The following is a 23,631-nucleotide window of genomic DNA, read 5'->3' as shown; positions in this document are numbered from 1 at the left end:
CGCGGATTACCAGGTATGAATGTCGCGCGCCGTATCCGTCATGTAGCGAACGCCACTGATGGTTGGCAGCAACTGGTTGATCAGACGGTTCCAGCGGGCAACCGGTGCGGTGGTGACATACACCACATCGTATGGCTGGAGACGGAACTCCGTTGCCATCACCAGAGACGTCGCATCGGACATATCCAGCTGGTAGATGTTGGCAATCTTGCCTTTCGCACTGCCCTCACCTTTCAGCGGACGGATCACGAAGATACCGGTGGCGTTGGAGGTGGTCAGATCAATACCCTCTGCATTACCCAGCGCTTCGGTCAGGGTCATGCCGCTGAAGTCCATTTTGAGGGTGCTCTGTTTCTTAACTTCGCCCATCACGAACACTTTCAGATCGTCATTGCGCGGTACGTAGAGAATGTCGCCCGGATAGAGCAGACGGTTCTGAGTCAGGTCACCGTTTTGCATCAGCGCCTGCAGCGAAATGCGCTGCTCTTTGCCGTTGTGCGTCAGAACCACGTTGCGCCAGTCGGCACCGTCGGTTAAACCACCAGCGGCGTTAATGGCATCCAGAACGGTCAGCGGTACGTTGGTGATGGCCTGTTGACCGGATTTATTCACCTGTCCGGAGATATAGGCTTTTTGCGAGCGGAATGCGGCGATATTAACGTCCACCTGCGGATCGGCGATGTACTGCGCTAAGCGGCCGGTAATATCACTGCGGATTTCGGCGAGCGTTTTCCCGGCAACGTGTACCTTGCCAATATAGGGATAGAACATGGTGCCGTCTGACTGTACCCAGTTACCGGTGTCGCTTGAGCTACGGTACTGGCCCGCTGGTGTGGTCAGTTCAGGGTGGTCCCAGACGGTGACGTTGATGACATCACCCGGCCCCACGCGGTACTGGTAGGAGGCAATCTCCTGATCCAGAGACATATTCGGCTGAGCAACATTCGGACGTGGACGTAATTGTTCGACCAGACGTGGCGTGAGTGGATAAACATTCACCATTTTGTCGAGATCAAAATCGGCATCCTGCTGCTTGATCACATCCTTACCCATTGTTGACATATTGCTGCCGGGAAAGACCGTACAACCACTCATCAAGGTCACAGACACCAATAATGGCATCAATTTCATTTTGGATTTCATCATTGATTATTTATCACTTTGGCAGAGTAATTATCCTGTGCAATTTAAAATAAGCCGGGTCGTATTGGGTTTCAGCATGCAGTTAATCAAATAGAAATATAACTGGCATCAGTCCTAAAAAAAGCTTATTCATCCATTGGCTATTGACAGAATAATCGAGGCTGATTCACACGCTTTCAGGCACGCTACCGCCCTTGGCTTTCAGTTACCAATCCACTGACTAAACAATGTGTTATGGATAGACACCCTCTTGAACAAGGTCTTCTGGAAATATATCAGCCGCAAAAACGCCCGACGGATAATCAATAACCATTCCTGAAGACCGAAACAATAATAGCAACAAGGAGATTTAACATTTGATGCTGGAGGAATTGTTGCAGCTAACCTAATAGCAGGCAAGGAGACAACTGTCCTAATAACTGTTTTTAAGATTAATATTAAGAGCAAACTTTTGACCTTTTAGGATTTTCTTTATATTGACAAAGCAACAATAAAAACCATTAATTGCGATATATCCTAAAATGTACTGTGCGTAATAAAATATACGTAATTACCTTATTTACAGCGCCAGCGTATTGCTCTCTTTTTGTTCGGCCTTATTAAGAGAAATCTCAGCCCGGCATTGCAATTTCCCGCCGCTTTATCCATGATCGAAGTGTGACATTCGTCATATAACAGAAGGTATTGCTATTACTATGGAATGGATTGCCGATCCATCAATCTGGGCCGGACTGGTGACGCTGGTCGTCATCGAATTGGTGCTCGGTATTGATAATCTGGTCTTTATCGCCATCCTCGCCGAAAAACTGCCCCCTTCTCAGCGTGACCGCGCTCGCGTAACGGGCCTGCTTTTGGCGATGGTGATGCGGTTGCTGCTGCTGGCCTCTATCTCCTGGCTGGTCACGCTCACACAGCCTCTGTTCTCCGTTCACGGCCTGAGCTTCAGCGCCCGTGACCTGATCATGCTCTTCGGTGGCTTGTTCCTGCTGTTTAAAGCGACGGTTGAACTTAATGAGCGGCTCGAAGGCAAAGACAGTGAAAACCCGACCCAGCGACGCGGGGCAAAATTCTGGCCTGTGGTGGCGCAAATCGTGGTGCTGGACGCCGTCTTCTCACTGGACTCGGTGATCACCGCCGTCGGGATGGTTGACCACCTGGCCGTGATGATGGCCGCAGTGATCATTGCCATTACGCTGATGGTGATGGCGAGTAAAGCCCTGACCCGGTTCGTTAACAGCCACCCGACCATTGTTATTCTCTGCCTGAGTTTCCTGTTGATGATTGGCTTTAGCCTGGTGGCAGACGGGTTTGGATTCCACATTCCGAAAGGCTATCTGTATGCCGCCATTGGTTTCTCAGTAATGATTGAAGCGCTGAACCAGCTGGCGATATTCAACCGTCGCCGCTTCCTCTCAGCGAATCAGACGTTACGTCAACGCACGGCCGACACGGTCATGCGCCTGCTGAGCGGGAAAAAAGAGGATGCAGAACTGGATGCGGAATCCGCCGCGATGCTTGCCGATCACAGTGACGGGCTGATCTTTAATCCGCAGGAGCGACTGATGATTGAGCGGGTGCTCAATCTGAATCAGCGGACGGTCAGCAGCATCATGACATCACGGCATGACATCGAGCATATAGACCTGACGGCACCGGAGGAGCACATTCGCGCCCTGCTGGATAAAAACCAGCACACCCGCGTGGTTGTCACCGGCGGTGAAGAGGAAGAGGAGTTGCTGGGCGTGGTGCACGTCATCGACCTGCTGCAACAGCAGCTGCACGGTGAAGCACTCAATCTGCGCGCCCTGGTACGCCAGCCGCTGGTCTTCCCTGAAGGACTGCAGCTGCTTTCTGCCCTTGAGCAGTTCCGTAACGCGCGCACTCACTTTGCCTTTGTGGTGGATGAATTCGGTTCCGTTGAAGGACTGGTCACGCTCAGCGACGTCATGGAAACCATCGCCGGTAATTTGCCCAACGAGGTGGATGAGATTGATGCGCGCCACGACATCCAGAAAAATGCCGACGGGTCGTGGACGGCGAACGGCCATATGCCGCTGGAAGACCTGGTGCAATATGTGCCGCTGCCGTTGGATGAAAAACGCGAATACCACACTATTGCCGGTCTGCTGATGGAATATTTGCAGCGTATCCCGCAACCGGGAGAAGAGGTTCAGGTGGGGGACTATCTGCTTAAAACGTTGCAGGTTGAGAGCCACCGTGTACAGAAGGTGCAGCTCATTCCACTGCGGGATGATGAAGAACTGGACTATGAGGTTTAGTGAGTTGTTTTGCCCGGTAGCATGTGCGCTACCGGGCGCTCGGGCATCAAAGCTTATCTAACAGCTTCTTCACATCCTTCCCTGACTGAGAATCTTTATTCCGATCCGCCCAGTCCTTCAGACGACGTTTCGCTTCGTCCTGCAGATGTTTGCGCAGGATCTGATCCACCTGAAGGCTGTAATTCAGCGCCTGCCATTTGCCATAGACAGTGAGTGGAACCGGCGTCTCTTTAAGGAAGTCGATCAGTTTACTTTCACCCTGCCAGCCGGAAAGTACCCGCACGTTAAATCGGGTATCCGCCGTCTCTTTCACCAGATCCAGCTTACCTTCACCGGTTAACGACAGGAGTGAAGAGGTCCCCTGCATTCCGTCGAGAGTGAGCTGCCCGTTGTCCAGCGTCAGGTCAGTGGTAAAGCTGTCGAGGCGCGTTGCGCTGTCGTAGTTTTCCTGGGCTTTAACATCACTGCTGCGCTCCACCGCCTGCTGCACCAGCTGCTGGAAGTTAAGCCCTTCCATACGGGAATCTTTCAGATCAAGATGGGCCTGCCCCTGCCATTCGCGGCGGAAAGCCTCAGCATCAATCTTCGTCCCCGAGAAGTCACCCGCCAGCGTCAATTGGCCCGTTAAGGAGATCGGGTAATTAAAGGCTTTAAGGATGGTACCAATCTCAACGTTGTCGAGACGCGGCTGGAATTCGGCGCTGGCCGTCTCTTTACGCACGTCCAGCGTGCCCGGCAGAGAAAGATGTCCGGCGCCCATTTTGCCGCTCAGTTCGGAGATCACCAGCAAGCCGTTATGGTTAAACATCTGGCTGCTCACGTCGGTAAAATCGATACCGCGCCAGCGCAGGCTGTTAGCTTTCAGTAAGATATCGGCCGTGAATCCGCGCAGACCGTTATAGTCTGGCTGATCAAGACTCGAGGAGATGACCGGACGCGGCTTGGACGGCTGGCTTTGCCCATTCTGAGCGGCGTTCCCGTCGGTTGCACCCGCTGGCTGAGGCGGAAGTAAGTTCTCCAGATTGAGCTTGTCAAACTGCAGATTCATTACCCACTTCGGCTTCTCCTCAAGCGTGACGCTCGCCTGCCCTGTCAGACTGCTGTCATTCGCCTGCAGATTGAGGTTATCCAGCTCAAGCTGTTTTTGCTCTTCGCGCCACACGGCCTGCAGCGTTCCCTGACCGGTGATCCCCTGGGCAGGAAGATCGGCTCCCGTCAGTTGCCAGTTCAGTTGCTGAATATCCGCCGTGAGCTGATGGGGGTAATCTGAGGCATTCACATTGGCGTTCAGCGACAGATTCAGATCGCGCTGATCGCGGTTCAGCCTTCCGCTAAACTCCAGCGAGGCAATATGATGGGCGTCCTGCTCCATCTTCAGGTTGATGTTACGGACGGTTACCTGCTCGTCGGACTCATGCTGGAAAACCAGCACGCTGTCGGCGACTTTCAGTTTGGCTATATCAAATGACCAGCCCGTATCCGTCGGCTCGTCGGGCAGCGTATTTTCCCGCGGGGCGACCGGCGCATCCGAGTCACGCACGGCTTCAGTTTGCGGCGTCAGCTGAATCACCGCCCCTTTCAGCATCACCTGGTCGACCTGCAACTGGTGTGAAAAGAGCGGGATCAACGCCACATCAAGACGCATGTTATCGGCAGAGACCAGCGGCTGGGAGGCACCCGGCGCGGTTAACGACATGCGGCCTGAGAGAATGCTGAGTTGCGGCCAGACGTGCCAGCGCAGCGGCCCATCAAGCTTCAGTTGATAACCACTACGCGCTTCGACCTGCCGCACCATGTAAGCACGGAAATCATTAGGGTTAACAAGCAGGACTAACGCCGAAAGGCCAGCAACCAGAACCACCAGCAAAATCATCAGCGTTGTCAGAACTCTTCTCATAGCATCCTCAGTGGACTAACGATCAGTCTTTATCAATACGGCTCGCGACCGCACCCTGCTGGTCGCGATATTTAGCGTCCTGACGGCGGTTATAAGGACGATCTGCCGGACCGGTTAGCGGTTCAAAGCTCAGCGCACCGATCATCATCCCTGGACGCAGTGCCAGAGGCAGTTTACCGGCATTGAAGAACTCGAGCACGATACGGCCCGACCAGCCTGGATCGATACGGTGCGCGGTCACGTGAACCATCAGCCCCAGTCGCGCCAGAGAAGAACGGCCATCGAGCCAGCCGACCAGGTCCGCAGGCAGCGTCACGGATTCATAGGTCACCGCCAGCGCCAGTTCACCCGGATGCAGATAAAAGGCTTCGCCCTCGTCAATAACGATTTCATCACTCATCACGCGATCAAGTGCGGCGCTGACTTCATCCTTCGGCCCGCTAAGGTCGATGAACGGTGCGGTATGGCCGCTAAAGGTGCGGAATTTATTTCCCAGGCGCACATCAACAGTCACACCATTGATACGCTCCACGGGTGGACGTGGTGTAATAGACAGACGGCCTTCATCCAGCCAGGCTTCAATATCGCGATCACAAAGACGCATCGCACTTTCTCCTTTCATGCATCGTACCCTGAAGCCATAAAGACTCAGGGCAAAACCAGGTTATCCCTGAACGGTACACAATTCGCGCGGCTTATTCAAAAAACTGGCTGATTTTCGCTTTTAAGATATCAATGGCTATGCGGTTTTTACCGCCGCGAGGCACGATGATATCGGCGTATTGCTTGGATGGTTCAATGAATTGCAGGAACATCGGGCGGACAGTTTTCTGGTATTGCGCCATTACGGAGTCCATTGAACGTCCACGCTCATTCACGTCACGCTTAATGCGGCGCATCAGGCAGATATCCAGCGGCGTATCGACGAAAATCGAGAAGTTCATTGATTCACGCAGACGGGAGTCGGTCAGAAGCAAAATACCTTCAAGGATAATGACCTTCTTCGGTTCGATACGGATCGTTTCCTGCGTACGGGTATGTTCTACATAACTATAGACGGGAAGTTCAATTGCCTGGCCGCTTTTAAGTGCTTCTAAATGCTGGAACAGTAAGCTGTGATCCATCGCATTAGGATGGTCATAGTTAGTTTTTACGCGTTCTTCCATCGACAGATGGGATTGATCTTTGTAATAGCTGTCTTCGGGAATGACGCCGATATGCTCATCACCAACTTGTTCACGCAGTTCGCGGTAAAGCGTACTGGCAATAAGACTTTTACCTGAAGCCGATGCGCCGGCGATGCCTATAATGACGCACTGATGAGACTTATCAGTCATAAATTTAGCGACCTGATTAACCTGGATGTTAAGGAAGGACGACGCCGGAGCGTCAAACGCGGCAATTATAGGGATTTCGCGGGCATGATACCAGTCGAAAGCGCAGGTTCTGCGAGACAGGGTGAAAAGCGACGAAATGATCCCTTTGTGAAATTTAAACGCACGTTTTTTCAGCGTTTGTCGGGGATTTTTTACCGAGTAACTATTTAATAAGTCTATGATGTCAAATTATGAGCAGTCGCCATATGAATTGTAAATTGTTTGTACTAGGGAAGGTGCGAACAAGTTCCTGATATGAGATCATCATATTCATCCGGAGCGCATCCCAGAGGGACATCATGAGCCATCAACTCACCTTCGCCGATAGTGAATTCAGCACTAAGCGCCGTCAGACCCGAAAAGAGATTTTCCTCTCCCGCATGGAGCAGATTCTGCCATGGCAGAATATGACCGCTGTCATCGAGCCGTTTTATCCCAAGGCGGGCAATGGCCGACGGCCCTATCCGCTGGAGACCATGCTGCGTATTCACTGCATGCAGCATTGGTACAACCTGAGCGACGGTGCCATGGAAGATGCCCTGTACGAAATCGCCTCCATGCGCCTGTTTGCCCGATTATCCCTGGATAGCGCCCTGCCGGATCGCACCACCATCATGAATTTCCGCCACCTGCTCGAGCAGCATCAACTGGCCCGTCAATTGTTCAAGACCATCAATCGCTGGCTGGCCGAAGCAGGCGTCATGATGACCCAAGGCACTTTGGTGGATGCCACCATCATTGAGGCACCCAGCTCTACCAAGAACAAAGAGCAGCAACGCGATCCGGAGATGCATCAGACCAAGAAAGGCAATCAGTGGCACTTTGGCATGAAGGCCCACATTGGTGTCGATGCCAAGAGTGGCCTGACCCACAGCCTGGTCACCACCGCGGCCAACGAGCATGACCTCAATCAGCTGGGTAATCTGCTTCATGGAGAGGAGCAATTTGTCTCAGCCGATGCCGGCTACCAAGGAGCGCCACAGCGCGAGGAGCTGGCCGAGGTGGATGTGGACTGGCTGATCGCCGAGCGTCCCGGCAAGGTAAAAACCTTGAAGCAGCATCCGCGCAAGAACAAAACGGCCATCAACATCGAATACATGAAAGCCAGCATCCGTGCCAGGGTGGAGCACCCGTTTCGCATCATCAAGCGGCAGTTCGGCTTCGTGAAAGCCAGATACAAGGGGCTGCTGAAAAACGATAACCAACTGGCGATGTTATTCACCCTGGCCAACCTGTTTCGGGTGGACCAAATGATACGTCAGTGGGAGAGATCTCAGTAAAAACCGGAAATAACGCCAGAAATGGTGGAAAAAATAGCCTAAATAGGCTGATTCGATGTGTTTGCGGGAAAAAAATCGGCCCAGATCCGCGAAATTTTAATCAACGAGTCAGCTTGGGAAGACATGACCTGCTTATTCGCACCTTCCCTAGAGCCAGACATTATCAGCTGGGATAAGCGGATGTTTGAGCTGTATGAGATCCCACCGCACATCAAGCCCACCTGGCAGCTCTGGCACGAAACGATGCTCCCGGAAGACCGCGCTCACGCTGAAAAGGTGCTCCGGGATTCCCTCATTTCACGTTTGCCGTTTAAGCTTGAGTTCCGCATTCGTGTTAAAGAAGGCGTGTGTAGATTCAATCTGTCAATGCAACACCCCTTTCAATTATCTCTTTCGGTGTTTTGAACTTCAGTGTCTTTCTCGGTCTGTTGTTTAGCTGAGCAGCAACCAGATCTAGTTCATGTTGAGTATATTGGGCAAGACATGTCTTTTTAGGAAAGTACTGCCGAATTAGCCCATTTGTGTTCTCATTTGTTCCCCGCTGCCAAGGACTCTGAGGATCGCAGAAGTAAACTTTAACGCCGGTGCTGACAGTAAATTCTAGATGTCTGGCCAGTTCCATTCCTCTGTCCCATGTCAGTGATTTTCTGAGTTCTGACGGTAAACTCAGGAATTTGTCGGTAAGAGCCTGATTTACTGAGACAGAATCTTTGCCCCTGAGTCTAAGGATGATCGTATAACGTGATTTTCGGTCTACAAGTGTGGCTATATGAGAGTTTTTTGTACCTGAGACTAAATCGCCCTCCCAATGCCCCAGAGAGCGTCTGTTATCGATATTTCGGGAACGTTCGTGAATTGGTGTTCCGTTCACTATGTTAATCGTACCTCTTTCGCCTTTGCGGGTATGACGCCTGCCATGGCGAAGGCTATGCGACCGTCGCAGATGCTGTATATTCAGGTGGTGTAGCGCTTCACGGCTACGAAAGTACAGCGTTTTATAAATTGTCTCAGGTGATATTCGCAGCGTTTTTTGACGTGGTTTTGTTCGCCTTAACCATCCTGATATTTGCTCTGGAGACCATTTCATCTCCAGCTTTTCCAGAACAAGCTTTCGCAATGGTAAATTTTGATCCAGTAAGCACGGTTTTGGCCTTTTCGCCATTCTGTTGGCTCGGTTATTAGCATCAACAGCTTTGTAATAGCGTCTGCCCCGATTACGCTGAACTTCACGTGAGATCGTCGAAGGACTGCGATTCAGCGCAGTAGCTATCGCACGAATGCTCATTTTGGCTGACAAACCAGCTCGTATCTCCTCGCGCTCAGACAGTGTCAGGTGAGCTACAGCCCGCTTACGCTCATGGGGTTTTATGCCGCCAGTATCCCTTAACATAGTGAAGATCGTTCCGGGTTTTGAACCCAGGATATTCGCTATTTCACTGAAGCCTGTTCCGTTCTTCCATAGTTCAAAAACAGAGGCTTTTTCCTCTGCTGTAAATGTTCGTCTCATTCAAAAAACCTCCGCAACCCCATGTTTTCACATAACTGTTGCGTTGACCAATTGAATCTACATGCGCCATATACGCTCTCTGGCGAACCGGGTACTGAACAAACAGGGTGAAGTCGAACGCCTGCTCGGCATCAACATGGACATGACCGAGGTGAAGCAACTCAACGAAGCGCTGTTCCAGGAAAAAGAGCGTTTGCACATTACCCTCGATTCCATCGGCGAAGCGGTGTTGTGTACCGATATCGACATGAATGTCACCTTTATGAACCCGGTTGCCGAGAAGATGAGCGGCTGGCTGCAGACCGAGGCTATCGGGCAGCCTGTCCTGAAAGTGTTGCACATCACCTTTGGTGAAAAGGGACCGCTGATGGAGAATATTCACAGCGGCGATATGTCCCGTTCCGATATAGACCAGGACGTGGTGCTGAACTGCCGTACCGGCGGCAACTACGATATCCACTACAGCATCACCCCGCTCAGTACGCTGGACGGGCAAAACATTGGCTCCGTGATCGTGATTCAGGACGTGACGGAATCGCGCAAAATGCTGCGTCAGCTCAGTTACAGTGCCTCGCACGATGCCCTCACCCACCTCGCAAACCGGGTCAGTTTCGAAAATCACCTCAAACGGCTCTTACAGACTGTACAGGAGACACGCCAGCGTCATGCGCTGGTGTTTATCGATCTCGATCGTTTTAAAGCCGTCAACGACACCGCAGGCCATGCGGCGGGTGATGCTCTGCTGCGGGAGCTTTCGTCATTAATGTTGACTATGCTCCGCTCCAGCGACGTGCTGGCTCGTCTCGGCGGGGACGAATTCGGGTTGTTGCTCCCGGACTGCAATATCGAAAGCGCGCGTTATATTACCGGCCGCCTGATTAACACCATCAATGACTATCACTTTATGTGGGAAGGACGTCTGCACCGGATCGGCGCCAGCGCGGGTATCACTCTGATTGATGAAAATAACCATCAGGCTTCGGAAATCATGTCACAGGCGGATATCGCCTGTTACGCCTCGAAAAACAGCGGACGCGGCGTCGTCACGGTTTACGAACCCCAGCAGGAACGGGACCACGGCATGCGCAGCATGATGTCGCTTGATGAGCAGTGGCACATGATTAAAGACAATCACCTGATGATGATTGCCCGCAGCGTCGCGTCTCCACGGATACCGGAAAGCTGCAACTTCTGGCTGATTTCATTACGCCTGTGGACCAGCCAGGGCGAAGTGCAGGAAGAGCATGCGTTCCGCTCCGGACTTGCGGAGCCTGAACTGTTGCACGCCCTTGACAGACGTATCTTCAACGAGTTTTTCCGCACCTCCGCCGCACAGGTCGCCCACAAAGGCATGGGGGTCGCGCTTCCGCTGTCTGAAGCGGGTTTAGCAAGCGTCACGCTGGTTGATGAACTTGTCGACCTGCTGGAGAAGAGCCCCATGCCGGGCCGTCTGCTGCATCTGGTTATCGCTGCCGACGTGGTATGTAACCCGGATGAGAACCTGCAGCAGGGCCTGCAAAAACTTCGCCATGCTGGCTGCCGCGTCGTGCTCAGCCAGGTGGGACGCGATATGAACGTCTTTAGCCACCTCAGCGCCAATATGGCCGATTATCTGATGCTTGATACGGAAATGGTGACGAATGTTTATGGCAACCTGATGGATGAGATGATGGTGACGATCGTTCAGGGGCACGCCCAGCGCCTGGGCATGAAAACCATCGCCGGTCCGTGTAACCAGCCCATCATGATGGACACGCTCTCCGGCATCGGCATTGATTTTATTTACGGCGACACCATCGCCGAGCCGCAGCCGTTGGATCTACTGCTTAATACCAGCTATTTCGCCATCAACTGATGGCGCCCAGCCGTCGGTATACCAGATGTGCAGCAACGCATACGAGCGCCAGGGCTGCCAGCGCTGGGCGTAGCGCCGAATTTGCGCAGGCGTCATCCCGGCAAAACGTTGCTTAATCAGATAATCATCCGGCAGAAAAACGTCCTTCGCCTGCCAGCCGCGCAGGGCCAGGTAGTTTGCCGTCCAGCGTCCTATCCCGGGCCGCTGCTGTAAGGCCTTCATTCCCGCCTCAATATCCGCAGGAGGGGAAAGCGGAAACGTCCCGTCCACCACAGATTGAGCCAGATGAACGATCGACTCCGCCCGCTTTACCGGCATTCCAAGCGCTTTCAACGCCAGCGGGTCCGCTGCGGCCAGCGCGTGCGGGGTCGGGAAGCAGAGATAACCCGGGGCGTCTTCAACCGGCTCCCCGCACAGGGCGACAACGCGGGAAGCCAATTTTGCCGCCATCGCCACGCTAACCAGTTGCCCGAGTATCGCCCGCACACCATGCTCCCAGGCATCCATCGCCCCCGGCAACCGTAAGCCTGGCCGTGCGGCCCCCAGATCCCCCAGTGTCGAGCGGATCGCCTGAGGATCGCAGCCAAGATCGAAAAGTCGCCCGATACGCTCAAGACAGGTCTGCGCAACCGGAATCAAGCCCGGGCTGAGCGTCACGGTAAGCGTAGGGGTTTGGCTGTCAGGCGTAACGCGAAATATCCCCTGATGCCCCTCGCAGGCGAAACTGCGCTCGTAATAGTGGTCCGTGACGGTCTCTACGCCCGCTACCGCACGTGCGCTAAGGAAACTAAACATCCATTGCCAGTCGTAAGGGGGTTGCCAGGTCAGGGTATACATCATCGCTCCTTTTTTGTTCCCCTCAGCATAAACCGAAAGGCCTTGTTTCGCCTTGCTTTCATATTCCTGTTGTCGCCAGGCAGACATTTCGCTAAAGTCTCGCCCCTTCTCACTGGCATGGGGATTAATCGTGTTTATTGGATTTGACTACGGTACGGCAAACTGTTCGGTTGCCATTATGCAAAACGGGCAACCACAGCTCCTGAAGATGGAAAAAGAGAGCACGCTGCTGCCATCAATGCTCTGCGCACCCACTCGCGAAGCGGTCAGCGAATGGCTGTTCCGTCATCATCAGGTGCCCGCTACCGCGGCGGAAACCCAGGCGCTGCTGCGCCGGGCGGTCAGTTTTAACCGCGACGAAGATATCGACGTGACCCCTTCCAGCGTGCAGTTTGGCCTCTCATCGCTGGGCCATTATATTGACGATCCGGAAGAGGTTTACTTCGTTAAATCCCCGAAGTCGTTTCTGGGCGCCAGCGGATTAAAACCACAGCAGGTGGCGATGTTCGAAGACCTGGTGTGCGCCATGATGCTGCACATCCGTAACCAGGCGCAGACCCAGGTACCCGATCCCATCACGCAGGCCGTTATTGGTCGCCCGATCAACTTCCAGGGTCTGGGCGGTGAAGAGGCTAACCAGCAAGCGCAGGGGATCCTCGAGCGCGCCGCACACCGGGCCGGTTTCCGTGACGTGGTCTTCCAGTATGAGCCGGTAGCGGCAGGGCTGGATTTTGAAGCCACATTAACGCAAGAGCAACGCGTGCTCGTTGTGGATATCGGCGGGGGCACCACCGACTGCTCTTTACTGCTGATGGGGCCACAATGGCATCAGCGTCGTGACCGCGAAACCAGCCTGTTGGGCCACAGCGGCTGCCGCGTAGGCGGTAACGACCTGGATATTGCTCTGGCATTTAAAAGCCTGATGCCGCTGCTCGGCATGGGCGGACAAACCGAAAAAGGCATTGCCCTGCCAATTCTGCCCTGGTGGAACGCCATCGCCATCAACGACGTTCCGGCGCAGAGTGATTTTTACAGCACCGCGAACGGGCGCTTCCTGAACGATCTGGTACGCGACGCGCAGGACGCGGATAAAGTCGCCCTGCTCTATAAAGTGTGGCGTCAGCGTCTCAGCTATCGCGTGGTGCGTACCGCTGAAGAGAGCAAAATCGCCCTCTCTGACCGTGCTGAACACGCTGTCTCATTACCTTTTATCAGTGATGAGCTGGCGACCGCGATATCGCAGGAAGGGCTGGAAACGGCACTCGCCCAGCCGCTGCAGCGGATCCTCGAGCAGGTGCAACTGGCGCTGGAGAATGGTAAAGAGAAGCCGGATGTGATTTACCTGACCGGCGGTAGCGCCCGCTCACCGCTTATCAAGAAAGCGCTGGCGGAACAGCTTCCGGGTATTCCGATTGCCGGTGGCGATGACTTTGGCTCCGTAACGGCAGGTCTGGCCCGCTGGGCACAGGTGATGTTCCGTTAAGCCCCGACGGAAGCCCTCGAAATGCGCAGGGCTTCCGTCGTTTACAGCGCGTTAAAACGCACATTTTCCTTTTTACCTGGCAGCACGCTGCCCTTTTTGCATGCCGCTTCTCGTGTCGTCGGCTGGCTTTGCTCGACAAATCGCCGGAAATCAGCGAACGGCACCGGGGGCAGGAAATGATACCCCTGCAGGTAATCCACCTGTTTGCTGATAAGCCACTCTCGCTGATAAGCGTACTCCACCCCTTCCGCCACGGTACGAAGCCCCAGAATCATCGCCAGATTAATAATCGATTCCAGCATCGGCAGCGGTTGGTTATCAGCCTGGATAGCGTTGATAAAGGTCTTATCAATTTTTATGACATCCAGCTCGAGTTCATTCAGATAGCATAAATTCGCGTATCCTGTACCAAAGTCATCCAGAGCAAACATCACCCCGCGATTACGCAGTGAACGGATCAGTTCTTTTATTGCAGGCGTCACGGCCAGCGTTTGATTTTCGGTGATCTCAATCATGAGCTTCACCGGTAACGATTCTGTCAGCTCTAAAAAATTGAGGCACTCCCAATAAAACACCGGGTTACTTAACGTGGTTGGACTGACATTAAACGCCACAAACAGCGGTGTATTTAACCCGTTGCTCTTTTGCTTTAAGTCACTGGCAACTTTATGCATTAAATAGCTGGTGAGTTCGTTAATCAGGCCACAACTTTCTGCCAGCGGAATAAATTCTCGCTGCGAAATCGTGTAATTATGCCCTAATGGCCAGCGGGCCAAAATCTCTATACCGCACAGCTCACCGCCTGCACCGACAACGGGTTGATAATAAGGTAAAATTTCATCATTTTTGAGTGCCAGACTCAGACGCCCCGCATCATTATTATCATAACTACGCCCGGTGGATTTGCGCATTAGCATACTGTTCTGCCCCACATCCCTTTCAGTCAGGAAACCATTGCGGATAAGAAAAATAATAGATTCAATAAAATTTTTAAAACCAAGCCTGTGCGTTATTTTATCCCGGTAGCGATACAGGGATTTTGTGGTCAATGAATTTGCCCGGCAGAATTCGGCCTGCCCCTCTTTCGTCATCATGGCATTAAGCATGTCTGCCTCAAATTCGGTTAGCGCGAAAACGTCCAGCTCATCTGATTTTACGCGTGGTTCCGGTTGCGGGGTGGTCATCAGTATACGCGTGAGTATATTGATGACGGTCGTATAATGCAGTGTTACATCAATTGAGGTACTGTATTCATAGCCTCGATTAATACACTCATTTTCGCTCACCCTGAGAACAACGCTGTTTACCATGATAAACTGGCTACTGTTACGATGTAGCCATTTCTTCACCAGGAAAAAGGGCATCCGGTTATCAACAATTAACAGACAGGAGTTGTATTGCTGAAAAGAAAGGTCTGACTCTGATATAAATGTCTGACTGTCGACCAGTACCAGATTAGGCAAAAAAGCCCTAAGCCCGGCGAAAAGATAAATGTCATAACTGAGCAGGAAGACCTTTTTCTTATTCATAATAATCACCATCACGTTTTCATTGTAAAACGCAGCCTTCCCGAACAGGAAAGTGTATTCACAATTGACCTGGTATTCACATAGACTTAAGGTAAAACAAATAAAATGCCTTTAGGTTGCATAGTGTGTAGTAGCTCATCCCCCTTACAATAAAACTGAGCGCAGGGGAATGATAAGAATATTCTTGCTGTATCGGTAGCGAATTCTGAGGTCCGAAATGAGTACAAACTTATGCGCTTATATTCACATTCAGACAAACTTTAGTGATAATAAACCCGATTTTAACAGAATAAAAAGCCATAAATAATGCGACACATAGGTTATTATTTCAGAATAAGGCGATACCCTATTCTGAGGATTACGCTGCCCGACACACCAACAGGGTGCGTCGCAAATCGCGTATACCGTACACATTGTGCGCAATATGCATTATTTTATAATAGAAGTTGTGTTGCTTAGACATAATTAATCCCGTGATCTCATCAGGCAAATCATCATTATCATTTTTGATCACAGAAACCCGTTGGGTACGTATGTAGCCGTCACTATCATTACCTAAAAATTTAAGCATCGTGGAACGGTTAATGGCGTAGCTTTTCCCATTAACATTAATCACGCCCACTTGTGACAATACCCCCTCTTCAGCAGATGATATCCTGAAAACCAGCAATACCTCCCCTTCGATGTGCATACCTGTTTTTTGCGTATTGAGCACAAGATGGTTCTTCGCTGAGCATACCAGCGCTGCCGGAACCTCATGACGTTTAAATAAAAACAAAAAAATGATAACAAGCGCTACGGCAAGACTAAAATACATAATTTTCGCACGCATGTGCAACTCCCCGGGAGCCTAACGTACATATACTGAAAAATGATTCCTTTAGTTTATTACCCGTAGACAATCCATTGTCATCATAAAACACAATGACCTTATTTCTTCCCTTACAGATAGATTTGAATTGCTGCCATCGGGATGAATTCAAAAAAGTGGATATTTTCTCAACTGAATTATCATCTGTCGTAAATATTTCACAGGAACCGGATTTTTGTACATGCACGACACCATCGGTATCTCGTAATAATTTTGGCAGAAGGACAAAGCCAGATATCACCAGGCTGATGCCTAACATTCCGCCAACGATCGTTTTACCGTATCGCCTTAACCCGGGTTTGGTGGCGGAGGTTAATGCAGTGATGCTATGCGGCAACGCATCTTCTTTTACGTTTTCGATCTGCGCCTGAAAAACAAATCCTTCTCGGGGGATAGTTGCGATCAGATTATCCATTCCCAGTTCTGCTAACGTTTTGCGCAAAATACTGACATTTTTATTCAGACTGTGACCTGATGGGATCAACCCATACCTTCCCCACACTTCTTCTATAATCAGATCCCGATGTAATTGTTTGCGGTTATTCGCAATAAAGAGCTCCAGTAATCTTGCCGTTGCAGCGGACAGAACCACTCTTTCTCCCTGTACACTTAGCGCTCTGGTCTCTGAATCGTATACAATATGATCATTGATTATCTTTTTCATCCGGGAACTCTTTTATTATCGGCGGCAATGCCAGCACGCAGTACAGAATATATTCCCAGAGTTCAGTTAGCAATATAAGAACTGTTTCTTTAAACTTTAACTGTTATTTTTAAAACAACCATCGCCTATCGGTATATATTTTTTCAACGCAACGATGAATTTTTTATTTTTAGTGTTTAACGCGCTGCTTCGGTAGGTCTCTCCAGGCAGCAGGTAGCGCATCGTCGCCTCGTCATCGGTTGACTGGCATCCCTTGTGTACGATGATCCTGAAAAACGTATTGCCGGTATTTGTCAGCGCCCCTTTTTGCTCATCCAGAGTATAACCTAGCGTCAGCTTTCTGGGCCTGACCACCAGTATCGTATCCAATGCAATAGCGGGCACAGCTTCACTTGCTTTGCCTGAATGACGTTGAGCAAACAGCGTTACCGGCATCTCGCGAAACTGAATCCGGTAGTAACGCTCTTTGTCATCCTCGGACCCGCGATAGAAGATCTTAAAATACTCCCCGGCGTCCGGGGCGAGCGAAAACGTGAGCGGTGTAAACAGCAACTCCCCGTCCTCTATTGGCAGACGCTTTTCCCCACCCGGTCCTGGACGGTCGATTTTAATCGCCGAAATGCTGTACACATTCTGTTTGTGGCTGTCGTTGTAAATACGTTTGCTAATGAACGACCGATCTGCGGGGATATCATAGATCGTGGAGTCCAGATACAGCGCGTGGGCAGAAAGCGTGTAAAGCGCAATGCAGAGTCCCACCACACCCTCCGTGACCTTCCGCCAGCGCATCATTTTGTTACTCCCAGCCAGTTCGCGGTGACTTTGATTTCACCACTGGCGCTGACCACGCCTTCCCAGTCAGCGCCAGCCACCGTCAGTGCTGAGCGGGAATCATTCATCGGGAACAGCAGCGTTAAGTTGGTGCTGAAAAAGCTGCCATCATCCGTGTTGTTGGCATCCCATGGCACCTGTTGCCATAACGCATCGTTCAGACTAATGGCATTTTCACTGCAGCTGTTCCTCACCTGAGTAGGGCTTCCCGACGCGGTGTTGTATTGCAGATAGGCAGGGACAGGCACGTTTATCCCCCCCTGGGCCGACGTAAACAGGCAGTAAGGGGTATCGTTGATTGTCGTGCTGTCCCCGATAACCTGGGCCGTAATACTGTCAGCCTGACGGGGTCCCGATACGGTGACGACGTAATCCATCTCGATCGGCGCGTCATCTCCGATGGTGCCGCTTCCACTGGCAGAGGCCGTATTATTCGATGAGACAATGCTAATCCCATACTCCTTCGGCACAATATTGAGCTGTAAAGAGGGGGTAAACTGGTAATAGCCTGACTCCGGGGTTAATGCATTCGTAAACGCAAACGTAAAGGGCTGGCTGTTGGTAATACTGACGCCTGCATCCACCAGATTCTTAAGGAATGTTTTCGACAAAAAGACATAGATATACTGGCCAGATGTCGAAAAGACGTTGTAATACGCCGTCGAGGCGCTGAAGTTATACCATGTCGAGCCATTTCCTGAATATTTCACGGTGGTTGCGGAAGGGGTAAAACCCAACGCAGCAGAATCGATATACGCTCTGAATGTCAACGATGCCGTCAAATTTTGCGTCTGCTCAAGGTTGTATTTGACCATTTTACAAATTACGCCATCAACGTTACTGACGACACCCAGCTCACAGGATCCGGAATCATTTGTGATACTTGGGGTTCCATCACTGGCGATCCACAGCTCCTGAAAGGCACTTGTTGATTCCAGCGCCAGATGTCCCCGCTTGTTTAACGTGTAATTGATGTAATTCCAGCGACCTGTTGTCTGATCCTTACAGCGTTGTCCTGAGGCGTAATCATAGTTAACCGAGGTATAGCAGCGGTTAAAAACATAGGTTTCGCTGCCACCCGTCGGCATATTACGAAAATACTCATAGGCTGAGTTGCTCAGCGAAGCAAAGCCATACGCTCCGCCAATAACCCCCGCCACGGATCCAACCTGCGCGTGGTAAAAACCATTGTTATCCACCCCCTGTCCGGCAATGTAGCCCGTCGTCGGACACTGCGAACCTCGGTAGCAGCGTATTCCTGTGAAAGGAGCATCAATGGGCGAATTATCAATCCACATATCCTGATAATTATTGGCCGGCGCAGTCCAAATGACATAACCCAGGTAACCGAGGCTGACCTGGGATGTGCCGTATTTAACCCAGGTATTTGAGCCGCTGAAACGGGGATCTAACGCGGACGGCGTAATGAAATACTCACCGTCAATGTCGTTCTCGATAAATAAAAACGTGTTGTTGATCGCCCCTGACGATGAGGCGGTCAGTGCCCTTGCGGTGAAGGGAATCAATCCCGCCAAAAACAGGAGCGGAATAAAAACGGAAGCACTTTTTTTCATAGCATTATCTCTGCGCCATCGTGGTTTGCGGTGCACATTTAACATCCCCTACCCACGCAGCGCCCCTGGCTTTTTCCAGATCTAAATCCGCTTCGCAGATATTACCGTTGGCGGACACCAGGGTAATAACGGGATACTTCTTATCAATATCAATGGCGAACTCACCTTTCGCGTCGGTGCGCGTTTTGCCAATGTGGTTATGGATGTCCGTATTTGACGCCAGTCCACCATTGGGATATCGCACCCGGCCAAACACGGTCACCATGCTTTTCACCTCAGGTGACACCACGCCGACGTTACCGGGATAAAGGTTAAGCGCCTGTTTACGGCCCGAGACAATGTCAAAACTGTCTTCAGAGTTTTTATCATTCATAATTTCCAGCTTGTATTGCGCGTAAGGCGGGAGTGCAATAAAGCTCGATTTGCCGCTAAGAATATAATTTCGGTTATTTATTTTTGCGGCCAGCTTTCCATCACCCACAAGATCGGTTTTCACAATAATGCCCGAGCGCTGTCGCTCTTTGCTCAGACCAAAATCCCCACCCGCCCAGGCAACGGAACCCTGAGAGGAGAAGTTCATATTGGTCGAGTTGTCCGCTGAACGGGTCACCGAAACCGTCCCGCCGTTATAGCGGGTGTCATAACTCAGGTTGCCATTTACAGCATAATTGTTGTCGTAGTTCTGCTCTCCACTCAGGCGAGTCGAGGCGGAAATGCCTGCAGACGTAATAACGCTATCCTCAAATTGTTTACGCGCGCTGATATTGCCCTGTGTTGCGCCGTAGCGATCGCGTGAAACCCCGACACTCATCCACGAGGCCAGCGGCAGCGATAAATCCAGGCTGACATAGCGTTCCTGACGTCCGTCATCATTCGTATTGTTGTAGTAATAGCGCTGTATCCCGGCCCGTAACCCCACTGTAGCGTACCGTCCCGCATAGAGGGTGGTACTGTAATCCAGGTTCCGGTAGGTATTACCGGAATAGCGGTTTTCGGTCTGGCTGACCGTTAACGTGCCACCGTGCGGAATAAACCGGCTCAGATTCAATGTTGCGCCAACCGAATAGTTATCCCGCTCCTGCACCGGCAGACGGTTACCGATTTTGCTGTCTTCCCGCGACGCCCACAGCGATCCAAACCCGCCTGGAGCATTAAGACTGGCGCTGCTGACGTTGCGCCATGTTCCGTCGTTCGCCACCAGCGTTTGTGTCCCGACGCTGACATATTCGTTGACGTTAAGAGTAATGTCCGTTTCATTGACGGCATTGTCATCAAACCCATAACCTGTCGTTTTCAGGGTGAGCCCGGAGAGCATTGCCAGGGTTAACGAGGCCGCACCACCCGCAATCCAGGTCTGTTCACTGCCGGCATCACGGTAATGATTGCGTTTATAACTCACGCGGTCGTAATCAAGTGAACCGCCAAAAATTTGCCATGCGACTTCATGCAGGCCTGCGGCCTGCTGGCGGGCAAATATTTTATTCACCCGACTGACGCGGGTGTTCACCGTCCGGCCATTTACCACGACATCCACCGTGACGTCATACACACCGTAAGGGAACCGGCTGGTGTCAATTTCGTAGCTGCCCATGTTGAAGTTCTGAACGCTTAACAAGCGCCCATCACGAAACACATGCACTTCGCCGGCAGACGGTAAAAATATGGTTATTGGGATCAAGGACAGGGAGGTGTTTTCAACCACCGTACTGCCTTTATTGCCGTAGCTGACGCCGTAGATCTTGCCGCCATTCAGCGCATTGAGGCTGGCGATCGACTGAACGTTCCAGGTGTCGAGCATGCCCAACGCCAGACGATAACCCTCATAATCGCGCTCATACATGGCACGATACAGTTTGCTGGAGCGGTTACTCTCGCCAATACCATAGACCGAGCCATTGATATTGAGGTGGTGCTCTCTCAACGAGGTGGTGTTATCCAGGGTTAAATAACTGCGAGAGCTGCTGCCATTGCGGTAGTCATTGTAATAGGTGCCAAAGTTGTAATTCAGCACATTAGATAGTCGATCAACGCTGGACGGTCCCAGCAATGAACTGCGGGCGACTACCGCTTCAGTCAGGGCATCCCGGCTGACAATCATCTCCAGATGAAAAGAGGAGACGTTTAATTTCAGCCGTGCGTCTCGCGAAAGGGCAAGAGAGGTATTGTCGATAAATTTCGCATCGCCTATTTTTTCCACCATCTCGCGCGTTTTCTCTGAAAGCACCGCGTTATTGGGCAAATCGGCAATCATAATGGATTTTACAACGATATTTCCCTCAACCAGCGAGATGACCGCATCAGCAATTTTTTGTTGGCTTTTTGTATCCGTCTCCTGGTAGCGGATATAAACAGGGACCGTCATCCCCTGTTCAAGAGAACGCGCGAATGCCCCTGGAATAACATAATTACCAATCTTAACCGGTGCAGAATGCGCAACCCCTGATGTTAGCGCATAAGAGAGTAATAAACTCCCTCCTATAAGATATTTAAAAGACATACGCATCCTTACTTTTCGGTATTTTTATTACTGGTACCGGAAATGACGCCGTGTATTACTTCACTGTAATAAATTGCTTGCCATGCCAAATCCCAATGCGGGTGCGACTGTTTGACACATCGCTTTTCTGCAATCTTATTTTTGTGCCTGGCATGACGTAATAACGCTCGCGACACCCGCGTCCCCGATCCTGTGACGCCTCTTTGCAGGCTCCGTAAGCAATGACCCGAAACGAGACGTTGCCTTTGTTGGTGATGACATCCCCGTCACGACCGTATTCAAATCGTTCCTTGCGTGGCGCCACGACCAGTATTGTCCCGATTTCTGCCGACGCTGTCGCAATCGCGGCTTTGCCAGCCTTAGTCGATGCGCTTTCGCTTACGGGTTCGTCAACCCACTGCAGCCGGTAATAACGTTCTTTATCATCTTCTGGCCCTTTATAGAAAAAGCGAAAAACATCTTTTGCATCACCGGGTAAAATAAGGCTCGCCGGTGTAGAAAGTAATTCTCCCGACGTTTCAAATTGCATTTCTGTTCCGTCAGGCAGCGGTGAAGAGAGCCTTTTTACGGTAACGCTCACATAGCGGGCGGAATCAGTGGTATTGATAATTTCTTTTGATAACGCGTTTTGATCGGCCGTCATTATCGACGTGATATCACCCACATTAATCGCCAGACTGGAAAAGGATACGACCATCCCTGCCAGCGCTGCGAGTGGCAAATATTTCTTCATCAGTGCATTCCTGCGAAATTCGGGAGAGAGCCTCTCCCGAATTAATATTCATTACGCTGGAGTGGTCCAGGTTGCATTGAACTGAACTTTTACGTCACCCGTCCAGTAACCATCTGGCAGCGCAGAATAGTCAGTTACAGCAGTCGAACCGTCAGAAGTCGCTGAAGCGATGGAGAATTTGAAGCTGGACTGATCGCTTACACGCTCAGCGCCGTTATAAGCTCCATCGGCCAGCAGGCTTTCCAGACCTGAAGTGGAAGCCGCATTCACCAGAACGGTTTCGGCAGAGTTAGACAGCGCCTGACCATTCCATGCCACGCCCACATTCAGGGTAGATGCATCACCGCTTGCATTGGTCAGCGTATTGCTGATGACCTGAGCAGTCAGTTCAAAATCGGTTGCACTTTCCTGTCCCTGAATCGTCACATCAAAAGCGCCATCCTGAGTGTTAAACCCATTCAGGCCCTCTGCATACTGGAACGTCAGCGAGTTCAATGGGGTCACGACCAGCAGGCTGGTTGTATCTTTCGTTGCCGTTGCATCCCATGATGCGGTGGCAGATGCCGTAACATCAGCCATAGCATTTGCAGCAGCAAATACAGAAACCAGAGAGGCCACCAGTAATAATTTTTTCATTTTCATCTCCTGAGAACAAACGTACTGCCAGGTGCCATTTAATAAATAACCTGGAAGCTCCATTTAAATGCGAACGGGATTTACCGCGCCGAAAAAGTATTATTTGAATTATGTTTCAGGACAACCAATCGAATAACGAAAAAACCCTCCGTCGTTAGGATTTTTCTCATAATCATTCATGACGAGATCGCTTAAATAAAAACATAAAACCATTTAAATAACATTTTTAAAATAAAAATCTATAATTATCGCAATTTTAGGTAATTTAAACTGTTTTAACTTTTTGATACAAATCAAAAGTGGTGCATCGAAAGGAATAACAAAAATATATTTCAAATCAAATAAATACGTCACATTGCAAAAAATCATTAGTTTGTTAATGATTTGATAACAAGATGAAAAATATTGGTATAACAGAGAATATTCCGATCCTTACATGATGAATAATGAAATTTTCCTAAAGACAAATTAAATAATAAAACCAATTGTTATCTTTCTCCGTTTCTCACCCGGCAGATAAATAATAAGAATATTTCAGGTGGCAGGGAATATTCCTGGTAAATTATGCACTGGCAATTGATCCGACTTGAAGGCCGCCTCACGCCGCGCCCCTTCCCCTGCCAATCAGACAAATCCAGA

The 23,631-nt window shown here is 50.9% G+C and carries 18 protein-coding genes and 2 pseudogenes; 6 read left to right on the top strand and 14 right to left on the bottom strand.

Annotated elements, in window-relative coordinates:
- Positions 1-6: 6 nt before the first annotated feature.
- Entirely contained in the window at positions 7-1,146 is a 1,140-nt protein-coding gene (locus HV157_RS22990; protein WP_014170829.1) for a polysaccharide export protein, read from the bottom strand.
- A 692-nt stretch (positions 1,147-1,838) separates the two neighbouring features.
- On the opposite strand from HV157_RS22990, the gene HV157_RS22985 reads away from it, so the two are divergent.
- Positions 1,839-3,422: a TerC family protein gene (locus HV157_RS22985; protein ID WP_063924759.1), complete on the top strand. Its 1,584-nt coding sequence runs from the start codon at positions 1,839-1,841 to the stop codon at positions 3,420-3,422.
- Between the two features lie 46 nt (positions 3,423-3,468).
- Here HV157_RS22985 and asmA read toward each other — a convergent pair whose 3' ends face one another.
- From asmA to udk, 3 genes are all read right to left on the bottom strand, one after another.
- Positions 3,469-5,319, bottom strand: a complete 1,851-nt coding sequence (gene asmA, locus HV157_RS22980) for an outer membrane assembly protein AsmA (protein ID WP_182268972.1) — start codon at positions 5,317-5,319, stop codon at positions 3,469-3,471.
- 22 nt (positions 5,320-5,341) lie between these two features.
- Positions 5,342-5,923 (bottom strand): dCTP deaminase, encoded by a 582-nt coding sequence (gene dcd / locus HV157_RS22975; protein WP_020883257.1) that lies wholly within the window; start codon positions 5,921-5,923, stop codon positions 5,342-5,344.
- Between the two features lie 91 nt (positions 5,924-6,014).
- On the bottom strand, positions 6,015-6,656 hold the full coding sequence (gene udk, locus HV157_RS22970) for a uridine kinase (protein ID WP_020883256.1): 642 nt from the start codon (positions 6,654-6,656) through the stop codon (positions 6,015-6,017).
- 338 nt (positions 6,657-6,994) lie between these two features.
- On the opposite strand from udk, the gene HV157_RS22965 reads away from it, so the two are divergent.
- The 3 genes and pseudogenes from HV157_RS22965 to HV157_RS22960 all read left to right on the top strand — a co-directional run.
- Complete coding sequence (locus HV157_RS22965; RefSeq protein ID WP_000019445.1) at positions 6,995-7,975, top strand: IS5-like element ISKpn26 family transposase; 981 nt, start codon at positions 6,995-6,997, stop codon at positions 7,973-7,975.
- The gene (locus HV157_RS26455) at positions 7,957-8,151 is read left to right on the top strand and encodes a hypothetical protein (RefSeq protein WP_341767526.1); all 195 of its coding nucleotides are present in this window, start codon (positions 7,957-7,959) and stop codon (positions 8,149-8,151) included. Before HV157_RS22965 ends, HV157_RS26455 begins: the two co-directional genes overlap by 19 nt.
- Positions 8,123-8,323, top strand: a pseudogene (locus HV157_RS22960) (PAS domain-containing protein); the annotation flags it as partial. The gene HV157_RS26455 and the pseudogene HV157_RS22960, both read left to right, overlap by 29 nt.
- A 7-nt stretch (positions 8,324-8,330) precedes the next feature.
- On the opposite strand, the gene HV157_RS22955 reads toward HV157_RS22960, so the two are convergent.
- A complete protein-coding gene (locus HV157_RS22955; protein WP_001254932.1) occupies positions 8,331-9,482 on the bottom strand; it encodes an IS30-like element IS30 family transposase in 1,152 nt (383 codons plus the stop codon).
- 61 nt (positions 9,483-9,543) lie between these two features.
- Between HV157_RS22955 and HV157_RS22950 the strand changes: the two are divergent.
- Positions 9,544-11,337 (top strand): annotated as a pseudogene (locus HV157_RS22950) (diguanylate cyclase); the annotation flags it as partial.
- On the opposite strand, the gene alkA reads toward HV157_RS22950, so the two are convergent.
- Positions 11,302-12,174, bottom strand: coding sequence for a DNA-3-methyladenine glycosylase 2 (alkA, locus tag HV157_RS22945; protein WP_182268971.1), 873 nt, complete (start codon positions 12,172-12,174; stop codon positions 11,302-11,304). The pseudogene HV157_RS22950 and the gene alkA sit on opposite strands and share 36 nt — an antisense overlap.
- Before the next feature lie 130 nt (positions 12,175-12,304).
- On the opposite strand from alkA, the gene yegD reads away from it, so the two are divergent.
- Positions 12,305-13,657, top strand: a complete 1,353-nt coding sequence (gene yegD / locus HV157_RS22940) for a molecular chaperone (protein ID WP_020883253.1) — start codon at positions 12,305-12,307, stop codon at positions 13,655-13,657.
- A gap of 41 nt (positions 13,658-13,698) precedes the next feature.
- Here the strand turns inward: yegD and HV157_RS22935 are convergent, their stop codons facing one another.
- The 8 genes from HV157_RS22935 to HV157_RS22900 all read right to left on the bottom strand — a co-directional run bounded on the left by HV157_RS22935 (position 13,699) and on the right by HV157_RS22900 (position 22,992).
- A complete protein-coding gene (locus HV157_RS22935) occupies positions 13,699-15,186 on the bottom strand; it encodes an EAL domain-containing protein (RefSeq protein WP_233100644.1) in 1,488 nt (495 codons plus the stop codon).
- A 358-nt stretch (positions 15,187-15,544) separates the two neighbouring features.
- The gene (locus HV157_RS22930) at positions 15,545-16,018 is read right to left on the bottom strand and encodes a hypothetical protein (RefSeq protein WP_020883251.1); all 474 of its coding nucleotides are present in this window, start codon (positions 16,016-16,018) and stop codon (positions 15,545-15,547) included.
- A complete protein-coding gene (locus tag HV157_RS22925) occupies positions 15,993-16,721 on the bottom strand; it encodes a winged helix-turn-helix domain-containing protein (RefSeq protein WP_182268969.1) in 729 nt (242 codons plus the stop codon). The genes HV157_RS22930 and HV157_RS22925 overlap by 26 nt, the downstream gene beginning before the upstream one ends.
- 96 nt (positions 16,722-16,817) lie before the next feature.
- Positions 16,818-17,513 (bottom strand): fimbria/pilus periplasmic chaperone, encoded by a 696-nt coding sequence (locus HV157_RS22920; RefSeq protein ID WP_182268968.1) that lies wholly within the window; start codon positions 17,511-17,513, stop codon positions 16,818-16,820.
- The gene (locus HV157_RS22915; RefSeq protein WP_164724163.1) at positions 17,510-19,126 is read right to left on the bottom strand and encodes a fimbrial protein; all 1,617 of its coding nucleotides are present in this window, start codon (positions 19,124-19,126) and stop codon (positions 17,510-17,512) included. The genes HV157_RS22920 and HV157_RS22915 overlap by 4 nt, the downstream gene beginning before the upstream one ends.
- A gap of 4 nt (positions 19,127-19,130) precedes the next feature.
- Entirely contained in the window at positions 19,131-21,623 is a 2,493-nt protein-coding gene (locus HV157_RS22910; protein WP_182268967.1) for a TcfC E-set like domain-containing protein, read from the bottom strand.
- A 55-nt stretch (positions 21,624-21,678) separates the two neighbouring features.
- Entirely contained in the window at positions 21,679-22,356 is a 678-nt protein-coding gene (locus HV157_RS22905; RefSeq protein WP_014170844.1) for a hypothetical protein, read from the bottom strand.
- A gap of 51 nt (positions 22,357-22,407) precedes the next feature.
- Positions 22,408-22,992 (bottom strand): common pilus major fimbrillin subunit EcpA, encoded by a 585-nt coding sequence (locus HV157_RS22900; protein WP_020883247.1) that lies wholly within the window; start codon positions 22,990-22,992, stop codon positions 22,408-22,410.
- Positions 22,993-23,631 lie beyond the last annotated feature (639 nt).

This window comes from Enterobacter sp. RHBSTW-00318, from assembly GCF_014101375.1.
Classification (GTDB): Bacteria; Pseudomonadota; Gammaproteobacteria; order Enterobacterales; family Enterobacteriaceae; genus Enterobacter; species Enterobacter ludwigii.
This window is presented reverse-complemented; position numbering and strand designations above follow the sequence as displayed.

What these genes read in the sequence shown, in the direction of transcription:
- HV157_RS22900 (WP_020883247.1), bottom strand. Translation starts at nt 22,992, where the DNA reads ATGAAAAAATTATTACTGGTGGCCTCTCTGGTTTCTGTATTTGCTGCT.
- HV157_RS22910 (WP_182268967.1), bottom strand. Translation starts at nt 21,623, where the DNA reads ATGTCTTTTAAATATCTTATAGGAGGGAGTTTATTACTCTCTTATGCG.
- HV157_RS22920 (WP_182268968.1), bottom strand. Translation starts at nt 17,513, where the DNA reads ATGATGCGCTGGCGGAAGGTCACGGAGGGTGTGGTGGGACTCTGCATT.
- HV157_RS22935 (WP_233100644.1), bottom strand. Translation starts at nt 15,186, where the DNA reads ATGAATAAGAAAAAGGTCTTCCTGCTCAGTTATGACATTTATCTTTTC.
- HV157_RS22925 (WP_182268969.1), bottom strand. Translation starts at nt 16,721, where the DNA reads ATGAAAAAGATAATCAATGATCATATTGTATACGATTCAGAGACCAGA.
- udk (WP_020883256.1), bottom strand. Translation starts at nt 6,656, where the DNA reads ATGACTGATAAGTCTCATCAGTGCGTCATTATAGGCATCGCCGGCGCA.
- HV157_RS22905 (WP_014170844.1), bottom strand. Translation starts at nt 22,356, where the DNA reads ATGAAGAAATATTTGCCACTCGCAGCGCTGGCAGGGATGGTCGTATCC.
- HV157_RS22955 (WP_001254932.1), bottom strand. Translation starts at nt 9,482, where the DNA reads ATGAGACGAACATTTACAGCAGAGGAAAAAGCCTCTGTTTTTGAACTA.
- HV157_RS22990 (WP_014170829.1), bottom strand. Translation starts at nt 1,146, where the DNA reads ATGATGAAATCCAAAATGAAATTGATGCCATTATTGGTGTCTGTGACC.
- HV157_RS22915 (WP_164724163.1), bottom strand. Translation starts at nt 19,126, where the DNA reads ATGAAAAAAAGTGCTTCCGTTTTTATTCCGCTCCTGTTTTTGGCGGGA.
- dcd (WP_020883257.1), bottom strand. Translation starts at nt 5,923, where the DNA reads ATGCGTCTTTGTGATCGCGATATTGAAGCCTGGCTGGATGAAGGCCGT.
- asmA (WP_182268972.1), bottom strand. Translation starts at nt 5,319, where the DNA reads ATGAGAAGAGTTCTGACAACGCTGATGATTTTGCTGGTGGTTCTGGTT.
- alkA (WP_182268971.1), bottom strand. Translation starts at nt 12,174, where the DNA reads ATGTATACCCTGACCTGGCAACCCCCTTACGACTGGCAATGGATGTTT.
- HV157_RS22930 (WP_020883251.1), bottom strand. Translation starts at nt 16,018, where the DNA reads ATGCGTGCGAAAATTATGTATTTTAGTCTTGCCGTAGCGCTTGTTATC.
- HV157_RS22965 (WP_000019445.1), top strand. Translation starts at nt 6,995, where the DNA reads ATGAGCCATCAACTCACCTTCGCCGATAGTGAATTCAGCACTAAGCGC.
- HV157_RS22985 (WP_063924759.1), top strand. Translation starts at nt 1,839, where the DNA reads ATGGAATGGATTGCCGATCCATCAATCTGGGCCGGACTGGTGACGCTG.